Here is a 17454-nt window from a genome sequence, read left to right as displayed (position 1 = left end):
CCGGCCTGGGTGGCCGGAACGGGAGCCGTGGCGGGGCCGGGCCGGTCGCCCGGTCCGACCCCGCCGGCGGGTGGTTCGGGCTACCGGTTGCCGGAGCGTCCGGTGGTGCCGTTCGTCGGCGTGGCCGTCCCCCCAGAGGCCTTGCCGTTCTTCGCCGTGCCCTTGTCGCCGTGGCCGTTCTGGCCGTTGCCGTCGGTGACGGCGTCCTTGCCGGGGACCGGGGCTCCGCTGCCCGGGACCAGGGTCGGGGCCGGCTTGCGCGTGGTGTCGCCCGGACCGGCCGGGACCGGGGTGGCGACGCCCTGCGGGACGACCTTCTTGTCCGCCGGCGCCGGTGCCGGGACGGACTTGGCCGCGACGCTCGGTGCGACGGCGGCCGGGGCGGCCGGCGCGGACGGCAGCTGCAGGGTGACGCTGCTCTGCAGCGCGCCCGGGGACACCCAGCCGGAGAGCGTACCGGCGTAGGAGGAACCGAAGGCGGTCGTGCCGATGGCCAGCTTCTGAGCAGTTCCGGTCGGCACGGTGGCCTGGACCTGAACACCGGCCGGCGCGTTGACCGTGACGGTGTTGCCGATCCGGTAGGCGGTGACCTGGCCGGAGGCGAGGGCCGTGTTCCAGGCCGCGCGCTTCTGGAACTCCTGGCCGATCTCGCGCTCGCCGAGGTTCACGATCGGCGCGCTGTCGGCGTACAGGGCGCGGTAGGTGCCGAGGATCTTCTCCAGCACCGGGTAGAGGATCCGGTCCTCGGACAGGTTCGACTGGTGGATGAAGTGCGGCCGCGGGTCGTTGTTCAGCACGTGGCCGAGGTCGATCCGGGCCTCCAGCGGCACGATGTACGACTGGAAGCCGGTGCTCGTGTTCAGCGGGGTCGGCAGGCAGGTCGAGTTGGCGTTGTTCTCGCAGACGCCGCTGCCGCCGTTGGCCTTGCTGGTGTAGATCCAGTTGTACTCGTCGGCCTCCTCCTTCGCCGTGCCGGCGTTGTAGAAGACGTTCATCGGGTACCGCGGCACGGTCAGGGTGGACGACCCGACGGCGCGCTGGGCCGGCTCGCGGGAGGCGTCGCTGCCGGTGAACTTGATGCCGTTGGCGGCCAGCGCCGGGGCCAGGTTCGGGTTGTCGCTGGTCTCCTGGGGCGCGGTCAGCAGGCCGGAGTGCTCACCGGTGACCAGGACCTGCGGGTCGACCTTCAGGCCGTTGGCGGTGGCCCAGTCGAAGTTGTTCTTGATCTGCCCGGAGATGGTGTTCTGGTCGGTCCAGACCGTGTTGCCGGAGGCGTCCTTGGTGCAGCGCCACGGCACCACCGTGACGTCCTGGACGCAGCCCAGGTACGGGTGGCTGTAGGTGTGGTTGACCCACCGGTAGCTGTTCTGGTCGGCGATCATCTGGTTCGCCGTGGGGTCGACCGTGGTGGAGTGGTCGGCCTTCCAGTCCTCGCTGCCGCCACCGTTGAACACCATGTCCAGGGTGAAGTTGTTGGCGGTCTGCCACTGCTTGAGGTACTGCGCGTCGGCCGGGGTCATCCGGATCGGGTTGGCGGTGTCCGGGGTGCCGGGCGGGCAGGTGACGTCGCCGGGGGTGCACTTGAGCACGGTGTCCCAGCGGTCGTCGGCCAGGAAGACGTCGTCGACGTGCGCGGCGAAGTAGTTGCGGTCGTAGCCGAGGTGGACGCCCTGGGTGATCCAGTCGACCATGCCGCGGGCCAGCAGGCGGTACTGCTGCTGGTACTGGTTGTAGACGAACGTGACGACCAGTTCCTTGCGGCCGTCGTGGGTGTACTCGCCGACCAGCGACCCGCGCGTGGTCGTGCCGGGTATCTGGGCGTCGACCAGCGGGACGAAGGAGGCGCCGGCGGGGAGGGTGGCGAGCGGGGTGGCCAGGTAGCCGTAGCTCTCGCTCACGGTGGGGTCGTTGTCCTCGAACGGGACGCTGCCCTTGAGGTACCCGAACGGGCCCGAAGTTCCGGCCGCGGTGGTGGCGCCCTGGAATCCGTCGAGGGTGCCGACGAAACCGGGATTCTGGGCGTAGTTCAGTCCGACCGCCGGGCTGGCCCACGTGTACGCGTCGATCTGGCGAACGTTGAAAGCGGCTTCGTAGCTCGCGATCGCCGTCATCTCGGCCGCGCTGTTGGGGAAGGGGTTTTCGTTGGGCAGGACGATGCCCTGGAACTTCCCGCGGGGCGAGCCGTTCACCGTGTCGCTCAGGAAAGCCGAGTTGATCACGGGGCGGTTGGGGTCATTGAGGCTGATGACCTTGTACGGCGTGCCCTGGCTCTTCAGCTCGGCGGTGATGGCCGCGACCGAGGGACCGCCGTCGTCGACGACCAGGATGGTGAGGTCGATCCTGGGCGGCGTGGTGTCGCCGTAGGCCAGGGTGGTCTGCAGGCCACCGGCCAGCAGGACTGCCGCCGCGCACGCGGCGACTCTTCGGGTCGCTCGACCCATGGTGATCCTCCCCTAGGGGCAGACGCCGCGCTGCTCGGCGCTCGCCAGCCCGTGTAGCTGTCCGCGGGCAGCAGGCTGCCCGGGGCCCATCCTGGTCGAGGGTCGGTCGTGCGAGGGACCAAATGGGCGAGAGTGCAGCGAACCTGTTACCAACGTTCATGGCGATGCCATGAAGGCGCTGATTGTGACCGGAACTGTACCGGCGGCGCAAATAATGAATTGAAAATGAAAAACCGGAAGCTGAGTGCTACACGTGGTTACCGACGGTGTGGCTCGATGCGGCAGGCAGGAGACCTACACTGCCGTCGTTGCGCATGACACTCTTGCACATCTCCCCGGTTCATTGGGCAGGTTCATGCAATATCGGGCACCGCTGTGCCATGTGACAGTCCGAATATGCAATGGAGGCGTCGTGGCGGCCGATCGGCAGACCGAGTCCGAGAGAATCGGAGGCGCACGGAATACCTTGCCGGAGCCGGGCGGAACGGAGCTGGTCGGGTGCAGTCTCGGCTTGCGCGGTGCGGTCAATGCCCGCGATCTCGGCGGGTACCGGGCGGCCGGCGGGCTCACACTGCGAAGCGGAACGGCTCTCCGCAGTGATGGCCTGAACCACGTCACTCCCGAAGACCTGGGCCGGATCGGGGAGTTGGGCCTTCGACGGGTGGTGGACCTGCGCAGTGCGGACGAGGTCCGCGAGGCCGGCGCCGACCGGCTGCCGGAAGACGTCATCGTGCATCATCTTCCTTTGCGCGCAACGGACTTCGACCTCCACCTGACGATCAGGGACGCCCTGGCCGACGGCAGCCCGCAGCGCCATCGCGCCCTGTTCGGCGACGGCCGGGCGCACGGCATGATGACCGGCCTCTACCGATGGTTCGTCACGGACCCTCTCGCGCGCGAACGTTTCGGCGCCCTGCTGCGCCTGCTGGCCGCCCCGGAGGGGCCGCCGCTGCTGTTCCACTGCTCGGCCGGGAAGGACCGCACCGGCTGGGCGGCCGCGCTCGTGCTGACCGCCCTCGGGGTGGACCGCGGGACCGTCCTCGCCGACTACCTGCTCACCAACGAGCGCTCGGCGTCGGCCGTCGACCGGGCGCTGGGCGAACTCGGCGCCCGCGGCCTGATGCGCGAGCCCGAGCTGCTGCTGCCCGTCTTCCGGGCCGACCGGGACTACCTGGACGCGGCCTTCGCCGAGGTCGAGGCCGGCTGGGGCGGCTTCGACGCGTTCTGGCGGGAGGGGCTCGGACTGGACGGCGACGTGCTGGCCGGACTGCGCGTCAACCTCCTGGACGAGGCGGCGAGTCCGGCCGGGCCGCTCAGCCCTCGCTGATCAGCCCCTCGCGGAGCTGGGTGAGCGTCCGGGTGAGCAGCCGGGAGACGTGCATCTGCGAGATGCCGATCTCCTCGCCGATCTGCGACTGGGTCAGGTTCCCGAAGAACCGCAGCATGATGATCCGGCGCTCGCGCGGCGGGAGCTTGGCCAGCAGCGGCTTCAGCGACTCCCGGTACTCGACGCCCTCCAGCGCGAGGTCCTCGTAGCCCAGCCGGTCGGCCAGCGGGCCGTCGCTGTCCTCCTCGCCGGGGCTGGAGTCGAGCGAACTGGCGGTGTAGGCGTTGCCCACCGCGAGGCCCGCGACCACGTCCTCCTCGCTGACCCCCAGGCAGGTGGCCAGCTCGGCGACGGTGGGGGAGCGGTCCAGCCGCTGGGACAGGTCGTCGCCCGCCTTGGTGAGCGCCAGCCGCAGCTCCTGGAGCCGCCGCGGGACCCGGACGGACCAGCTGGTGTCCCGGAAGAAGCGCTTGATCTCGCCGACCACGGTGGGCATCGCGAAGGTGGGGAACTCCACCCCGCGCTCCGGGTCGAAGCGGTCGATCGCCTTGATCAGGCCGATGGTGCCGACCTGGACGATGTCCTCCATCGGCTCGTTGCGGCTGCGGAAGCGCGCCGAGGCGTACCGGACCAGCGGCAGGTTGAGCTCGATCAGGGTGTCGCGGACGTAGGTGTGCTCCGTGCTGCCGGGCTCCAGCGCGGCCAGCCGCAGGAACAGCGAGCGGGAGAGCGTCCGGGTGTCCAGGCCGGAGGCGGCCGGTGCCCCCGGGGCCGCTTCGGGGCCGGGCGGTTCGACCGGTTCGGCCCGCTGCCGCGGGACCAGGTCCTCGGCGACCGCCGTGCCGTGGGCCTGACCAGCGTGGATCTCCGCAGTGCCCAGCTCTCCGGACATGCACCCACCCCCTCGTGACTGACAGTTGAACGGGGGCCGTCGCACGGAGGTTCCCGGCGGGGGCCCTCCCCCTCCATACCGGAACACGGTGCACGGCAAACCCGAACGTCGCAAGATGTCACGCGTGGGTAACGCGCTGCGATCTCATTCTTCCCAGGAATTGCCGGTCCGAAGCCGGGTGAGGATCCGGGACAGCAGCCGCGAGACGTGCATCTGGGACATCCCCAGTTCGGTGCTGATCTGGGACTGGGTCAGGTTGGCGAAGAACCGCAGCATCACGATCCGGCGCTCGCGTTCGGGGAGTTGGACCAGCAGGTGGCGGACCATGTCGCGGTGCTCGACCTCGGCCAGCGCGGAGTCCTCGTAGCCGAGGCGGTCGAGCAGGGCGAGACCGCCCTCGTGCTCCTGCGCGGCCTCCAGGGACGCCGCGTTGTAGGCCCGCCCGGCGTCCAGGCAGGCCCGGACGTCCTCCTCGGGGATCCGCAGGCTGGCGGCGATCTCGGGCACCTTGGGCGTCCGCCCGTGCAGCACCGTCAGCTCCTCCATCGCGCCGCTGACCTGGACCCACAGCTCCTGGAGCCGGCGCGGGACGTGCATGGTGCGGACGTTGTCCCGGAAGTAGCGCTTGATCTCGCCCAGGATGGTCGGCAGCGCGTAGGTGGGGAACTGGACGCCGCGGGTGGGGTCGAAGCGGTCGATCGCGTTGATCAGGCCGATGGTGCCGACCTGGACGACGTCCTCCATCGGCTCGCTGCGGCTGCGGAAGCGGGTGGCCGCGTAGCGGACCAGCGGGATGTTGACCTCGATCAGGGCGGCCCGGACCCGCTCCCGTTCGGGGGTGCCGGGGGGCAGCTCGGCGAGTCGCTCGAACAGCACCCGGGTCAGGGTCCGGACGTCCACGGCGGGCCGGCCGCCCGGGCCGCGCAGTCCGTCCGGGCGGAGCTCGCCGGCCGGGCTGATGATCGCAGCCAGAACCTCGTCCACGGACACGCACCCCTCCCAAAGTAGACAACGGGGGCCCTGCGGATCGGGTGTCGCGGCTTGGTTCATCACCTGGCCATGTCCGGCAAAACCGGTCATAGCATCACAAGGTGGGCACAGGTCGGGCAAGCACCCGGTAGAGGTGTGTTGATGGGCTGTTCGACCGCTCGCGGGCTTGGCGGCGAAGCGCCGCACGGGTCGTTCCCGGACAGAGCAAAGCGCCCCGTCCGGGAGTCGGACGGGGCGCCGCGGTCCGTCCGGGGGAAGGGCCGGGGGCGGACCGGTGACGAGCCGGGGTCGGTCGGGGGCTCAGACCTCGATGTCGGCGATCACCCAGGTCGCGAACTCGCGCCACTGGCCCGCCGCGGCCTGGTGGGCCGGGTGGGTCAGGTAGGCCTGGAGGGTGTCCCGGTCCTCGACCAGGCTGTTGATCGCGTAGTCGTACGCGATGTCCCGCTCGGTGGTGTTCCAGCCGCACTCCCACTCGCGGAGCTCGGGGATGAGGGAGCCGAGCTCGGCGAACGCCTTGGCGCCGGCGAGCGCGCGCTCGTCGTCCTTGCCGACGCCTTCGTTGAGCTTGAACAGGACCAGGTGGCGGATCACGATTGCCGCTCCTCGCGGACGGGGGCTGAGGGTCCCGCCCACCGTAGCCGGTGCGACGGGGCCGGTGGACGGCCGTCCACCCCCCGGGCGCGGGACACCCCGTCGGACCTGCCTACTTGATGAGCCCCGTCATGAAGGTGCCGACCGCCTTGGCCGCGTTCGAGATGCCCTCGAACCCCAGTTGGACGAGTTCGGCGGACCTCGACGGCGACGTGATGATCGAGTAGAGCACGAAGACGAGCACGAGGACGATGCCGATCTTCTTCGCCTGCGCCATCGGGTGTCCTTCCTCCCAGCCGGGGGCCGCCGTCATCCGGTCCCCGGGCGGCCTTGCAGGGGGCAGCTTATCCACCCGGACGGGCTATCAAGTGTGCGACGCGTTCGGCCGCCGGGACGAAGGTCCCCGTGAGTGGGGCCTTTCTCCGGATGCCCGGTCGCGAGCCGGGCGGCAGGATGGAAGACGTACCGAGGATCTGGCAGGAATCCCCGGTGCGTGGATCCGGAGCTCCCCGCTGTGGGACCGGTCGCCGCGACTTCCCCCGACGCGGCGCCGGTTGTGGGACTCCGCCGGGGGAGCGGTCAGTCCCCCCGAGCCGCTCCCCCTCCAGGCTCCGTACGAGCTGGGCGCCGGTGGTCATCGGCCCGGTGTACGGAGCCTTTTCCGCGCCCGAGGGTGCGCGGGAAACGCCGAGGGCCCGTCCGGATCGGACGGGCCCTCGGGCTTTCTGGCGGTAGCGGTGGGATTCGAACCCACGGTGAAGTTGCCCCCACACACGCTTTCGAGGCGTGCTCCTTTGGCCGCTCGGACACGCTACCGAGGGGAACTCTACCGGACGGGTGGCGCGGTCACGAAATCCGTATCGGGGATCCGTACCGGGACGGCCGGCGGCCGGGAGGGCGGCGGGGGATCCGGAGGCGCGGCCGCGGCCGTGCGGGCTCCGGCGTCGCGGGCTGTCAGCGGTGGGTGTCGAAGAACGCCCGCAGCTGTTCGCCGCACTCGCCGGCGAGGACGCCCGGGACCACCTCGGGGCGGTGGTTGAGCCGGCGGTCGCGCATCACGTCGAAGAGCGAGCCGGCCGCGCCGGCCTTCTCGTCGAGGGCGCCGTAGACCACCCGGTCGATCCGGGAGAGCACGATGGCGCCGGCGCACATGGTGCACGGCTCCAGCGTGACGACCAGCGTGCAGCCGGAGAGCCGCCACTCCCCGCGCCGCTCGGCGGCCTGCCGGATCGCGACCACCTCGGCGTGCGCGGTCGGGTCGCCGACCGCCTCGCGCTCGTTGTGGCCGCGTCCGATCACCTCGCCGTCCGGGCCCAGGACGAGCGCCCCGACCGGGACGTCCCCGGTGGCCGGCGCCAGGGCGGCCTCGGCCATGGCGAGGCGCATCGGCGCCGCCCAGCGGTCGCGGACCGGGTCGGGGCGGACGGGGGCGGGCATCGGGGGGACGTACGGGACGGTCTGCGCGGTGGATGCGGGCTGCATGGCATCCAGTGTCGGCTATCCGGCCGTTACCGGACGGCCTCCAGGACCTCACCGCAGCCCAGGGCCTCGGCGATCTCCTCCAGCGCGTCGCCCGGCACCGCGCCCTCGCCGCTGAGGGCGAGCAGTTCGTCGGAGGCCAGGCCGAACTCGGTGAGCAGGTGGGCGTCGCCGAGCGGGCCGACCGGCACGCCGCCGTGCGGCTCGGCGTCCTCGTCGTCCTGGTCCGGCGTCTCCTCGTCCTCGTCCAGCAGGTGGTCGAGGTCGCCGAACTCGCTCTCGCCCGCCTGGTCGACCAGTTCGTCGGTGAGGACGGAGCCGTAGGAGCTGCGGGCGGCGGCGGCGCCGTCCGACACGAAGATCCGCGGGTCGTCCTCACCGTCCACGCGGACGATGGCGAACCAGGAGTCCTCCTGTTCGATGAAGATCAGGACGCTGTCGTCGTCCTGCGCGGAGTCTCGGGCCAGATCGGCGAGATCGGCCAGGGTTTCGACGTTGTCGAGCTCCGTCTCGCTCACATCCCACCCGTCCTCGGAGCGAGCAAGCACTGCAGCGAAGTACGCCACCAGGGACACTCCCAAGATCATCGGTCTCGGCGTCGGCGCGCTCGGGCAACGCGGAAATCTGGCCGCCCCCGCGCCAGAGGCGGCCCGCTTGTTCGGACCGTCCCATCGGAATCGTGACAGAAAGCCCGGCCTCGCGGGGGGTGTTCGGCAGCGCGTCTTTGCAGGTCGTGTCGGAAGGACCGGGTGGCGGAGGGCGGAGTCGGCCCGGGACGGTCCGAGGCCGGTCGAAATTTGCTCCGAACGCCCGTCGGGGCCGGTCGCGGGCCGCCGGGGGCTCCGCCCGGAGGCCCGTCAGATGCGGAAGGTTCGCATCCGCATCGCCTCGCGCATCCGCCGTTCCTTGGTCCGCCGGGGCTGGACCCGCTCCCGGAGTTCGCGGGCCTCGGTGAGCTCGCGCAGGAAGACGGCCCGGCGCCTGCGGCGCTCCGCCTCGGTCTCCGGAGGGTCGTCCGGCGGGCCCGGGTGCCGGCCCGCCCCGCCGCCGGGCTCGTCCGCCGAGCCGTCCCCGGCTTTCGGGTTGCTCGTCATAAGACGTGACATTCCCAGAACGGCCCGGTTGATACCACAGCGGCCGCTTCCGTCCGGACATCCGCGGTGCGTCACGGCGTGTCACCGAGGAGTCACCCGGTCCGCGGCCCGGGCCGGGCACGGCGTGTCGTACGGGCGTCCGGACCCGGGCTAACCTCGGTACATGCGTCTCCACGTCGTCGACCACCCGCTGGTGGCCCACAAGCTCTCCACCCTGCGCGACGAGCGCACCGACTCGCCGACCTTCCGTCGCCTGACCGACGAGCTGGTGACCCTCCTCGCCTACGAGGCCACCCGGGACGTCCGCACCGACGAGGTGGAGATCACCACCCCCGTGGCGGTCACGCTCGGTACCCGCCTCAGCTACCCGCGTCCGCTCGTCGTGCCGATCCTGCGGGCCGGCCTCGGCATGCTGGACGGGATGACCCGCCTGCTGCCGACCGCTGAGGTGGGCTTCCTCGGCATGGTGCGCAACGAGGAGACCCTGGAGGCCTCCACGTACGCCACCCGGATGCCGGACGACCTCTCCGGCCGCCAGGTCTACGTGCTCGACCCGATGCTGGCCACCGGCGGCACCCTGGTCGCCGCGATCAAGATGCTGATCGAGCGGGGCGCCACCGACGTCACCGCCGTGGTGCTGCTGGCCGCCCCCGAGGGCGTCGAGGTGATGCAGCGGGAGCTGGCGGGCCTGCCGGTCACCGTGGTCACCGCCGCCCTGGACGAGCGGCTCAACGAGAACGGCTACATCGTTCCCGGCCTCGGCGACGCGGGCGACCGGCTGTACGGCACCGCGGGCTGAGTCCCGTCCCCCGAACGACCGAGGGCCCTCCGGCAGCGCGCCGGAGGGCCCTTCCGTTCGTCCCGGGGCGTCAGCAGCTGCCGGCGGTGGTCGGGGCGGCGGTGGGCTTGGTGGCGAGGGCGAGGGCGGCGGCGGCCTGGGTCTCGTCCAGCAGAGCGTTGTAGCTGTCGCCGATCACGAAGTCCACGGTGGCGTCGGCGCGGGCGTCGGCGGTGACGGCGGCCCCGGCGATCTGCGAGCCGACCAGGGTGCCGGCCCCGGCGCCGGTCGGGCCGGCGATCACCTGGGCGGTGCCGGGCACCTTCTTGTCCAGCTCGGCCGGGGCGTTGCCCACCTTGCCGATGGTGAAGCCGCGCTTCTTGAACTCCTCGGCCGTCCGACCGGCCAGGCCGGCCTTGGTGGTGGCGTTGTAGATGTTCACGGTGACCGACGCGGGCTGCGGGATGGCGTGCGGGTCGCCCTGGGCGGCGGGCGCGCCGGTGGCGGCCGGGGTCTCGCCCGGGGCCGGGGCGGCCAGCGGCTTGCCGGAGGGGGTGGCGCAGGCCTGGGCGGAGGAGTTCTTGTTCCTGCCCGCGAAGATGTCGTACAGCTGTACGCCGCCGAGGCCGATCAGGGCCAGGGCGAGCAGGCCGGCGAGCGCGGCGACCACCTTGCGGCTCTTCTTCGGGGGCCGGCCCAGCCGGGGGTAGGAGTTGCCGGTGACCCGGTACTGCTTCCCCTTGAGGCCTTGGGGAGTCAGCATGCTCATGGTTTGTCTCCCCCTCGTGCCGGGGCGGGGTCGGGATGACGGGTCGGCCGGGCGGGGGCACCCCGGAAGCGGGCGGATCCCCTGGTCGCGGCCGTAATCAGCAGCGTAGTGCCGTACAGCTGCGAAGGTACTAAACGATCATCATCTGGAGTACCCCGGTACCCGAAAGGGGGTACCGGGGTACGCGTGGACCGCCCTCCGCCTGGTGGCGAGGGGGCGGTCCGGAAGCCTGGGACGGGTGCGACGGGCCCGGTGCCGGCGGCCCGTCACTCCATTTCGAGGACACGGGCGTGCAGCACCTGGCGCTGCTGCAGCGCGGCCCGTACGGCCCGGTGCAGCCCGTCCTCCAGGTAGAGGTCGCCGTGCCACTTCACCACGTGGGCGAAGAGGTCCCCGTAGAAGGTCGAGTCCTCGGCCAGCAGGGTTTCGAGGTCGAGTTGGCCCTTGGTGGTCACCAGCTGGTCGAGCCGCACCGGACGTGGGGCGACGTCAGCCCACTGGCGGGTGCTCGTCCGGCCGTGATCCGGGTACGGCCGCCCATTGCCGATGCGCTTGAAGATCACACGGAAAGCCTACCGTTTGGGCGGCGGATGGCGCAGCAGCCGCGACGCCGCCACGCCTGCCGGTGTGAACTGCGCGTGGACGAATGCGGCTGTTTGATGGGAAATGTCGCGAACATCGCCCCGGCGCCGATCCGGCTCCGGTTCCGGTGCCGACGATTTCCGACGTGTTCAGAAGTGTTCCGAAGCATTCCGATCCGCCCAGGAGTGTGCACCGATGTCCTCCGCCCCCACCCCGCAGGCCGTCCGGGAGATCGCCGACGGGTACGCCTTCACCGGGCCCGCCCTCGACCTGGGGGCGGTGCTGCTGGACGGCACCGCGTACCCGGACGCCCAGGTGCGCATCCCGCTGGGCGCGCTCAACCGGCACGGGCTGGTCGCCGGGGCCACCGGCACCGGCAAGACCAAGACCCTGCAACTGATCGCCGAGCAGCTGTCCGGGCAGGGCGTGCCGGTGTTCCTCGCCGACGTCAAGGGGGACGTCTCCGGCGTCGCCGCGCCCGGCGCGCCGAGCGAGCGCACGAGCGCCCGGGCCGCCGAGGTCGGGCAGCAGTGGACGGCGCGGGGCTGCCCGGCCGAGTTCTACTCGCTCGGCGGACAGGGCGCGGGCATCCCGATCCGGGCCACCGTCACCAGCTTCGGACCGTTGCTGCTGGCCAAGGTGCTCGACCTGAACGAGACCCAGGAGTCCTCGCTCAGCCTGGTGTTCCACTACGCCGACAGCAAGGGCCTGGAGCTCTACGACCTCAAGGACCTCACCGCGGTGATCTCCTTCCTCACCTCGCCCGAGGGCAAGGCCGAGCTGAAGACCATCGGCGGCCTCTCGGCGGCCACCGCCGGGGTGATCCTGCGCGGGCTCACGGTGCTGGAGAACGAGGGCGCCGGGGCGTTCTTCGGCGAACCCGAGTTCGACACCGCCGAACTGCTGCGGACCACACCGGAGGGCGAGGGCGTGGTCTCGGTGCTGGAACTGCCCGCGGTGCAGGACCGGCCGCGGCTGTTCTCCACCTTCCTGATGTGGCTGCTCGCCGACCTCTACCAGGAACTGCCCGAGGTCGGCGACCCGGACAAGCCCAAACTGGTGTTCTTCTTCGACGAGGCGCACCTGCTGTTCAAGGGCGCCTCCAAGGCCTTCCTGGAGGCGATCACCCAGACGGTGCGGCTGATCCGCTCCAAGGGCGTCGGCATCTTCTTCGTCACCCAGACGCCGAGGGACGTCCCGGCCGAGGTGCTGGCGCAGTTGGGCAACCGGGTGCAGCACGCGCTGCGCGCCTTCACCCCGGACGACGCCAAGGCGCTCAAGGCCACCGTCTCGACCTTCCCGCGCTCCTCGTACGACCTCGGCGCGGTACTGACCTCGCTCGGCACCGGCGAGGCCGTGGTGACCGTCCTCTCCGAGAAGGGTGCGCCGACACCCGTCGCGGCGACCCGGCTGCGCGCGCCGCAGTCGCTGATGGGGCCGGTCGAGGAGGCGGCGCTGCTGGCGGCCGTGGCCGGCTCGCCGCTGGTGGCGCGCTACCGGGACGCGATCGACCGGGAGTCGGCGTACGAGAAGCTCGCGGCGCGGGCGGCCCGGCCGGAGGCGGCGCCGACGGAGCCGGAGGCGCGGACGGACCGGGGTGGGGCAGGAGGTTCGTCGGGGGGCGCGTCGGGGGGCGCGTCGCGGGAGAAGGAGGCCGCGGGCGGGCTGCTCGGGTCGCTGCTGAGCAATCCGACGGTGAAGTCCTTCGCCCGCTCGGCCGGGCGGCAGCTCGGCCAGGAGATCTCGCGCAGCCTGTTCGGGACGTCCAAGCGGCGGCGGTGAGCCCCGGGCCGAGCGGTGGCGCCCGGGGCCGGCCCGGTGTCCGCGGGGGCTCGGCCCGGCAGGCGGGGCTCAGCCCGGCAGGCAGGGCTCGGCCCGGCAGGCGGGGCTCAGCCCGACAGGGCGGCGCCGATCCGGTCGAGGGAGGACAGCCGCATCAGGCCGTAGTTGTAGAACTCGACCTCGGGGACGCCGAGCCGGCGCAGGGTGCTGATCTTGGCGGCGAGGTTGGCCGGTCCGTCGCAGTCGGAGGACATCGGGCGCAGGATCACCGCCAGGTCCTGCGGGCGGACGCCGTGCAGGGCGAAGGCGGCGACCTTCTCCCGGACGGTCTCCGGGGTCCTGGCGTAGCCGAGCGTCTCGATCCGGTCGACCGACCCGGCGAGCGCGGGCAGGTCGATGCCGGCGAGCCAGCCCTTCCCGGGGCCGCCGCCGTCCATGAAGGTCAGCCGCATGCCGTGCCGGCGGGCCTGCTCGGACAGGTCGGCGGCCAGCGAGGTGACGGTGGCGGCGGAGGCGTCCACGTACGCGGCGAAGGCGCCGTCGGCGAGGGTGCTCAGATCGGCGGGCTCGGCGGCGGCCGACTCCTCGGCCAGCCGGCGGCGCAGCTCGGTGCGGACGGCCTCGGCCACCTCGTCGGCCGGGACACCGGCCCCGGTGGCGGCGGCGCGGCAGTGCGGGCAGAAGCAGACGCCGAGCAGGGCCTCGGCGGTCGGGCCCAGTTCCTCGAAGTAGCGCTCGTGGTGGTAGCCGTGGCGCAGCCCGTGGAAGTGCAGCGACTCGGCGCGGACGGCGTCCACCCCGTACCGGGCCAGTTCGGCGACCAGGGTCAGCGCGTACTCGCGGACCTCCGGGTGGGCCGGGCAGAGCTCGGTGAGGTGGCGGTCGCCGAAGGCGTTGGCCGGCGCGCAGTCGGGGTGGGCGAAGCCGAGCCGGTCGTTGTGGCAGAACACCGTCCAGGCGTGCAGCTTCAGGCCCCGGCGGCGGGTCTCCTCGGCGGCCTCGGCGAAGGGGTCGCGGTCGCCGATCGCGGTGGACGGCACGGGCGCCAGGCGGCGGCCCCGCCAGGCGGCCGGGTCGGGGCGGAAGTACGCGGCGCCCGGCTCCAGGTAGCGGATCACCCGGCGGGGGTTGTGCGGGAAGACGTCGCGGGCCTCGTGGTAGACCGAGGCGAGGGTGACGCCGCCGACCCCGGCGCGGTCGGTGAGGTTGCCGAAGAAGGTGTCGGCGCCCTCGTCGAGCAGGTCGGTGGCGAAGGCGAGGACGGACGACTCCACGGTGCGGCTCCGGGGCTGGGGGCAGGTGCGCCGTTCACGCTAGCCGCAGGGGTGGGAATGGTCTATACCGGACCGTCCCGGACGCCCCGGACGCCCCCGGATGCCGGCCGGACGCCTCGGGACACCGGGACGCACCCGGATTCCGGGACTCCCGGGTGTCCTGCCGGCGTGGCCTACAGGCCGAGGTCGTCCAGCTGCTTGAGCAGGGCCGAGCCGGGGCTGTCCGGCGCGGAAGCGCGCGGTGCGGCCGGCTGCGGGGCCTGCCGCACGGCGGGCCGTTCGCGGAGCAGGACGGCGGCGGCCAGTCCGCCGACCAGCCCGCCGAGGTGGCCCAGCCAGCTGACGCCCGGGGTGACCGGCAGCACGCCGATCAGGATGGTCGAGTAGACCGCCGCGACGACGATGCCGACCGCCGCGTCCAGCAGGTTGCGGTCCAGCACCCCGCGCAGCACCACGTAGCCGAGGTAGCCGTAGACCATGCCGCTGGCACCGGCCGTCACGGTGTTCGGGCTCTCCAGCAGCCAGACCAGCAGCCCGCCGGACACCAGGATCACCAGGCTGGCCAGCAGGAACTTCCTCATGCCCCGGTAGGCGGACAGGAAGCCGAGCACGAACAGCGGCCAGGAGTTCGCCTCTATGTGGCTCCAACTGAAGTGCAGGAACGGCGAGGTGAACATCTCGGGCAGATCGCCGACCTGCTCCGAGCGCAGGCCGAAGTCCTTGGACAACCCGTAGTCGCCCAGCCAGTTCACCACCTGGACGGACCAGATCACGGCTTGGATGCCGAGCATCGTGAACAGCGCGGTGCGGGAGTCGGAGAGCAGACGGGTCATCCTGGTGGCCATGCCTCCGACTGTAGGGGCGGCCGGATCGGACGTGCACCCCATTACAGTGACCCGTGTCATTCCGTCCGTGAGAGGTGACCACCCATGAACGCTCGCCCGCCGCTGCCGTACGAGTTCCTGCCGCAGGTGCCGTCCTTCGAGCTGAGCAGCCAGGACTTCACCGAAGGCGGCACGCTGGCACCGGAGTTCATCCACTCCGGCGGCAACCTCTCGCCGCAGCTGGCCTGGTCGGGCCTGCCGGAGGGCACCCGGAGCATCGCCGTGACCTGCTACGACCCGGACGCGCCGACCGGCTCCGGCTGGTGGCACTGGCTCGCCCTCGACCTGCCCGCCGACCTCACCGGGCTGCCGCGCGGCGCCGGTTCCTCGGACGGGAGCCTGCCGGGCGAGGCCTCCTTCCACGGCCGCAACGACTTCCCGGGGAACAAGTACGACGGCGCCGCCCCGCCGCCCGGCGCCCCGCACCGCTACGTCTTCGCCGTGCACGCCCTGGACGTGGAGAAGCTGGGCGTCGCCGCCGACGTCCCGCCGGCGCAGGTGGGCTTCCACCTCACCTTCCACACCCTCGGCCGGGCGCTGCTGACCGGCGAGTACGGGGTCTGAGCCACGGTGGTGAACGATCGTCCGGTCGAGGTCTGGCGGCTGCCCGAGGAGGAGTGGCGGGCCGGCTCCAGGGCCGTGACCTGGACGGTCGGCCCGGCCGGTGAACCGGCCGTCCTGCTGGTGCCGGAGCGGTACGCGGCACCAGCCGGGGCGTGGCCGTCCGTCGGACTGCCCTTCGACGGCGAGGTGGTGGTGCACGGCCCGGCCGGGCCGTGGCGGGTGCCGCTCACCGGCGTCGGGGTCGCGCCCGACCTCCTGGCGCTGCTGCCGGGCGGGCGGGTGCTGCTGGCCGACTGCCGGGCCGACGAACTGGCGGACGGGTGGGAGCACAACGGGCAGGTGTTCGGACCGGACGGCAGCCCCACCCGATCGCTGCAACTCGGCGACGACATCCAGGCGTTGACCACCGACCGGGACGGCCGGATCTGGCTGGCCTTCGGGGACGAGGGCAACTACGGCGACAATCCGATCGGCCGCTGCGGCCTGGTCGGGCTGGACACCGCCGGACGGACCGTCTGGCAGCCGGACTTCAAGCAGCTGGGCGACTACCCGCTGGAGGGCCTCGCCGCCGCCACCGAGGGGCGCCGGGCCTGGCTGGCCTGGTACGGGGAGCGCGGCCACCTCACCGGGATCGACCCGGCCGGCGGCGAGCCGCTCACCGTGCCGCTCCCGGGGCGGCAGCCGATGGGCTTCGCGATCGCCGGGGACCGGGCGGTGTTCCTGGAGCGCGGCGGCGACCTGATCCGGTGCGAACGGGAGCCCCGCAAGGGCTGGCGGGAGGTCCGCCGACAGCGGCTGGGTGCCCTCGGTGTGCTCGGGGACCTCGACCGGGTGCGGGCGTACGGCCGGGACGGCGTGCTGTGGTTCCGCTCGGGCAACGGCTGGTACCGGGTCGAGGCGTAGGCAGCGGTCGGGGTCCAGGCTGCGGGGGCGGCGGGTGTGGGGCCCGGGCTGTGGGGCCTGGTCTGTGGAGTCAGCGGGTGCGGGATCGGCGGGTGCGGGCCTCAGGACGGCGGCCCGGCCGCGTGGGCGGCGCGCTCGGCGAGCCGCCGGAGGTGCTCGCGCAGCTGCGGGGGCTCGTGCACCTCGAAGTCGCAGTCCAGTGACAGCAGCCGCATCGCCGTCCACTCCAGGGAGTCGGAGCGGGAGCGCAGCCGGCAGCTGTGCTCGTCGATCGGTTCGATCCCGGAGCCGTCCGGCTCGAAGCCGGAGTCGCCCGGCCGGAAGCGCTGCCGGACCCGCTCGGCCGGGGCGTGCACGGTGGCGACCACGGTGCCGCCGCGCGACGGTCGGCGCAGCTTTCCCGCCACGTACGCGGCGGCGTCCTCGGCGGGGAGCGGGCGCGGGGTGAAGCGGGCGCCGGTGGCGAAGGGCTCGCTCAGCCGGTCGACCCGGAACAGCCGCCAGTCCTCGCGGTCCAGGTCGTAGCCGACCAGGTACCAGCGGCGGCCGACCGAGACCAGCCGCTCGGGTTCGACCAGCCGCCGGGTGGGCGTGCCGTCGTAGGCGCGGTAGGCGAAGCGCAGCCGCTCCCGGGTGGTGACGGCGCCGGCCAGGACGGTCAGGTCCTCCGGGTCGACGGTCGGGCCGTCCCCGGAGAGCAGCGGCACGGTGGCGGAGTTGAGGGTGCCGACCCGGTGGCGCAGCCGGCCGGGTAGCACCTGGAGCAGCTTGCCGAGGGCCCGTACCGAGGCTTCCTCGATGCCGACCACCGCGTGCCCGGCCGCCGCGCGCAGCCCGACGGCGATGGCCACCGCCTCCTCGTCGTCCAGCAGCAGCGGCGGCATCGCGGTCCCCGCGACCAGCCGGTAGCCGCCGTCCGCGCCCATGCTGGCCTGCACCGGGTAGCCGAGTTCGCGCAGCCGGTCGATGTCGCGCCGGATCGTCCGGGCGCTCACGCCGAGCCGTTCGGCGAGCTCGCTGCCGGGCCATTCGCGCGGGGTCTGGAGCAGGGACAGCAGGTTCAGCAGTCGGGCCGGGGTGTCGCTCATGGCGTCCAGCATG

General features: G+C 72.5%; 18 protein-coding genes and 1 tRNA gene. 5 read left to right on the top strand and 14 right to left on the bottom strand.

Annotated features, from left to right (window positions below):
• Window positions 1-80: 80 nt before the first annotated feature.
• On the bottom strand, window positions 81-2441 hold the full coding sequence (locus ACFQ6N_RS02585) for a hypothetical protein (RefSeq protein ID WP_380646360.1): 2361 nt from the start codon (window positions 2439-2441) through the stop codon (window positions 81-83).
• A gap of 355 nt (window positions 2442-2796) precedes the next feature.
• Between ACFQ6N_RS02585 and ACFQ6N_RS02580 the strand changes: the two genes are divergently transcribed.
• Window positions 2797-3768, top strand: coding sequence for a tyrosine-protein phosphatase (locus tag ACFQ6N_RS02580; RefSeq protein ID WP_380646379.1), 972 nt, complete (start codon window positions 2797-2799; stop codon window positions 3766-3768).
• Here ACFQ6N_RS02580 and ACFQ6N_RS02575 read toward each other — a convergent pair.
• The 8 genes from ACFQ6N_RS02575 to ACFQ6N_RS02540 form a co-directional block, all read right to left on the bottom strand.
• Entirely contained in the window at window positions 3755-4660 is a 906-nt protein-coding gene (locus ACFQ6N_RS02575; RefSeq protein ID WP_380646359.1) for an RNA polymerase sigma factor SigF, read from the bottom strand. The genes ACFQ6N_RS02580 and ACFQ6N_RS02575 overlap by 14 nt on opposite strands.
• 144 nt (window positions 4661-4804) lie before the next feature.
• A complete protein-coding gene (locus ACFQ6N_RS02570) occupies window positions 4805-5644 on the bottom strand; it encodes an RNA polymerase sigma factor SigF (protein WP_380646358.1) in 840 nt (279 codons plus the stop codon).
• A gap of 306 nt (window positions 5645-5950) precedes the next feature.
• Window positions 5951-6244, bottom strand: coding sequence for a Dabb family protein (locus ACFQ6N_RS02565; protein WP_380646357.1), 294 nt, complete (start codon window positions 6242-6244; stop codon window positions 5951-5953).
• A 112-nt stretch (window positions 6245-6356) separates the two neighbouring features.
• A complete protein-coding gene (locus tag ACFQ6N_RS02560) occupies window positions 6357-6521 on the bottom strand; it encodes a hypothetical protein (protein WP_380646355.1) in 165 nt (54 codons plus the stop codon).
• 449 nt (window positions 6522-6970) lie between these two features.
• Window positions 6971-7060: transfer RNA gene (locus ACFQ6N_RS02555), tRNA-Ser, on the bottom strand.
• Between the two features lie 138 nt (window positions 7061-7198).
• Window positions 7199-7726 (bottom strand): tRNA adenosine(34) deaminase TadA, encoded by a 528-nt coding sequence (gene tadA, locus ACFQ6N_RS02550; protein WP_380646354.1) that lies wholly within the window; start codon window positions 7724-7726, stop codon window positions 7199-7201.
• Window positions 7727-7752: 26 nt separating this feature from the next.
• Window positions 7753-8310, bottom strand: a complete 558-nt coding sequence (locus tag ACFQ6N_RS02545) for a tRNA adenosine deaminase-associated protein (protein WP_380646352.1) — start codon at window positions 8308-8310, stop codon at window positions 7753-7755.
• A gap of 270 nt (window positions 8311-8580) precedes the next feature.
• Window positions 8581-8817 (bottom strand): hypothetical protein, encoded by a 237-nt coding sequence (locus tag ACFQ6N_RS02540; protein WP_380646350.1) that lies wholly within the window; start codon window positions 8815-8817, stop codon window positions 8581-8583.
• Window positions 8818-8980: 163 nt separating this feature from the next.
• Between ACFQ6N_RS02540 and upp the strand changes: the two genes are divergently transcribed.
• Window positions 8981-9616 carry a uracil phosphoribosyltransferase gene (upp, locus tag ACFQ6N_RS02535; protein ID WP_045698544.1) on the top strand — a complete coding sequence of 212 codons (636 nt, stop codon included), beginning with the start codon at window positions 8981-8983 and terminating at the stop codon, window positions 9614-9616.
• 70 nt (window positions 9617-9686) lie between these two features.
• Here upp and ACFQ6N_RS02530 read toward each other — a convergent pair whose 3' ends face one another.
• Together ACFQ6N_RS02530 and ACFQ6N_RS02525 are read right to left on the bottom strand one after the other, a co-directional pair.
• Window positions 9687-10364 carry a LytR C-terminal domain-containing protein gene (locus tag ACFQ6N_RS02530; RefSeq protein ID WP_380646349.1) on the bottom strand — a complete coding sequence of 226 codons (678 nt, stop codon included), beginning with the start codon at window positions 10362-10364 and terminating at the stop codon, window positions 9687-9689.
• Window positions 10365-10630: 266 nt separating this feature from the next.
• Window positions 10631-10927, bottom strand: coding sequence for a type II toxin-antitoxin system VapB family antitoxin (locus ACFQ6N_RS02525; RefSeq protein WP_030061387.1), 297 nt, complete (start codon window positions 10925-10927; stop codon window positions 10631-10633).
• A 214-nt stretch (window positions 10928-11141) separates the two neighbouring features.
• On the opposite strand from ACFQ6N_RS02525, the gene ACFQ6N_RS02520 reads away from it, so the two are divergent.
• The gene (locus ACFQ6N_RS02520; protein WP_380646348.1) at window positions 11142-12728 is read left to right on the top strand and encodes a helicase HerA-like domain-containing protein; all 1587 of its coding nucleotides are present in this window, start codon (window positions 11142-11144) and stop codon (window positions 12726-12728) included.
• A 107-nt stretch (window positions 12729-12835) separates the two neighbouring features.
• Here ACFQ6N_RS02520 and ACFQ6N_RS02515 read toward each other — a convergent pair whose 3' ends face one another.
• Both ACFQ6N_RS02515 and ACFQ6N_RS02510 read right to left on the bottom strand, forming a co-directional pair.
• Window positions 12836-14002, bottom strand: coding sequence for a hypothetical protein (locus ACFQ6N_RS02515; protein WP_380646346.1), 1167 nt, complete (start codon window positions 14000-14002; stop codon window positions 12836-12838).
• 173 nt (window positions 14003-14175) lie between these two features.
• The gene (locus ACFQ6N_RS02510) at window positions 14176-14847 is read right to left on the bottom strand and encodes a rhomboid family intramembrane serine protease (protein WP_380646344.1); all 672 of its coding nucleotides are present in this window, start codon (window positions 14845-14847) and stop codon (window positions 14176-14178) included.
• A gap of 84 nt (window positions 14848-14931) precedes the next feature.
• Here ACFQ6N_RS02510 and ACFQ6N_RS02505 point away from each other — a divergent pair, with 84 nt between their 5' ends.
• Window positions 14932-15450 (top strand): YbhB/YbcL family Raf kinase inhibitor-like protein, encoded by a 519-nt coding sequence (locus ACFQ6N_RS02505; RefSeq protein WP_380646343.1) that lies wholly within the window; start codon window positions 14932-14934, stop codon window positions 15448-15450.
• Window positions 15451-15459: 9 nt separating this feature from the next.
• Window positions 15460-16353 (top strand): hypothetical protein, encoded by an 894-nt coding sequence (locus ACFQ6N_RS02500; protein ID WP_380646341.1) that lies wholly within the window; start codon window positions 15460-15462, stop codon window positions 16351-16353.
• 101 nt (window positions 16354-16454) lie between these two features.
• Here ACFQ6N_RS02500 and ACFQ6N_RS02495 read toward each other — a convergent pair whose 3' ends face one another.
• Window positions 16455-17441 carry a helix-turn-helix transcriptional regulator gene (locus tag ACFQ6N_RS02495; RefSeq protein ID WP_380646340.1) on the bottom strand — a complete coding sequence of 329 codons (987 nt, stop codon included), beginning with the start codon at window positions 17439-17441 and terminating at the stop codon, window positions 16455-16457.
• Between the last annotated feature and the right edge of the window lie 13 nt (window positions 17442-17454).

The organism is Kitasatospora sp. NPDC056446 (assembly GCF_042796115.1).
Classification (GTDB): Bacteria; Actinomycetota; Actinomycetes; order Streptomycetales; family Streptomycetaceae; genus Kitasatospora.
The sequence above is the reverse complement of the archived record's forward strand: the minus strand, read 5'-3'. Positions and strand labels throughout refer to the sequence as shown.

Bases quoted from the DNA above. Each gene is read 5' to 3' on its own strand.
- ACFQ6N_RS02585 (WP_380646360.1), bottom strand. From the start codon at position 2,441: ATGGGTCGAGCGACCCGAAGAGTCGCCGCGTGCGCGGCGGCAGTCCTG.
- ACFQ6N_RS02580 (WP_380646379.1), top strand. From the start codon at position 2,797: ATGCAATATCGGGCACCGCTGTGCCATGTGACAGTCCGAATATGCAAT.
- ACFQ6N_RS02575 (WP_380646359.1), bottom strand. From the start codon at position 4,660: ATGTCCGGAGAGCTGGGCACTGCGGAGATCCACGCTGGTCAGGCCCAC.
- ACFQ6N_RS02560 (WP_380646355.1), bottom strand. From the start codon at position 6,521: ATGGCGCAGGCGAAGAAGATCGGCATCGTCCTCGTGCTCGTCTTCGTG.
- tadA (WP_380646354.1), bottom strand. From the start codon at position 7,726: ATGCAGCCCGCATCCACCGCGCAGACCGTCCCGTACGTCCCCCCGATG.
- ACFQ6N_RS02545 (WP_380646352.1), bottom strand. From the start codon at position 8,310: ATGATCTTGGGAGTGTCCCTGGTGGCGTACTTCGCTGCAGTGCTTGCT.
- ACFQ6N_RS02540 (WP_380646350.1), bottom strand. From the start codon at position 8,817: ATGACGAGCAACCCGAAAGCCGGGGACGGCTCGGCGGACGAGCCCGGC.
- upp (WP_045698544.1), top strand. From the start codon at position 8,981: ATGCGTCTCCACGTCGTCGACCACCCGCTGGTGGCCCACAAGCTCTCC.
- ACFQ6N_RS02530 (WP_380646349.1), bottom strand. From the start codon at position 10,364: ATGAGCATGCTGACTCCCCAAGGCCTCAAGGGGAAGCAGTACCGGGTC.
- ACFQ6N_RS02520 (WP_380646348.1), top strand. From the start codon at position 11,142: ATGTCCTCCGCCCCCACCCCGCAGGCCGTCCGGGAGATCGCCGACGGG.
- ACFQ6N_RS02510 (WP_380646344.1), bottom strand. From the start codon at position 14,847: ATGGCCACCAGGATGACCCGTCTGCTCTCCGACTCCCGCACCGCGCTG.
- ACFQ6N_RS02505 (WP_380646343.1), top strand. From the start codon at position 14,932: ATGAACGCTCGCCCGCCGCTGCCGTACGAGTTCCTGCCGCAGGTGCCG.
- ACFQ6N_RS02495 (WP_380646340.1), bottom strand. From the start codon at position 17,441: ATGAGCGACACCCCGGCCCGACTGCTGAACCTGCTGTCCCTGCTCCAG.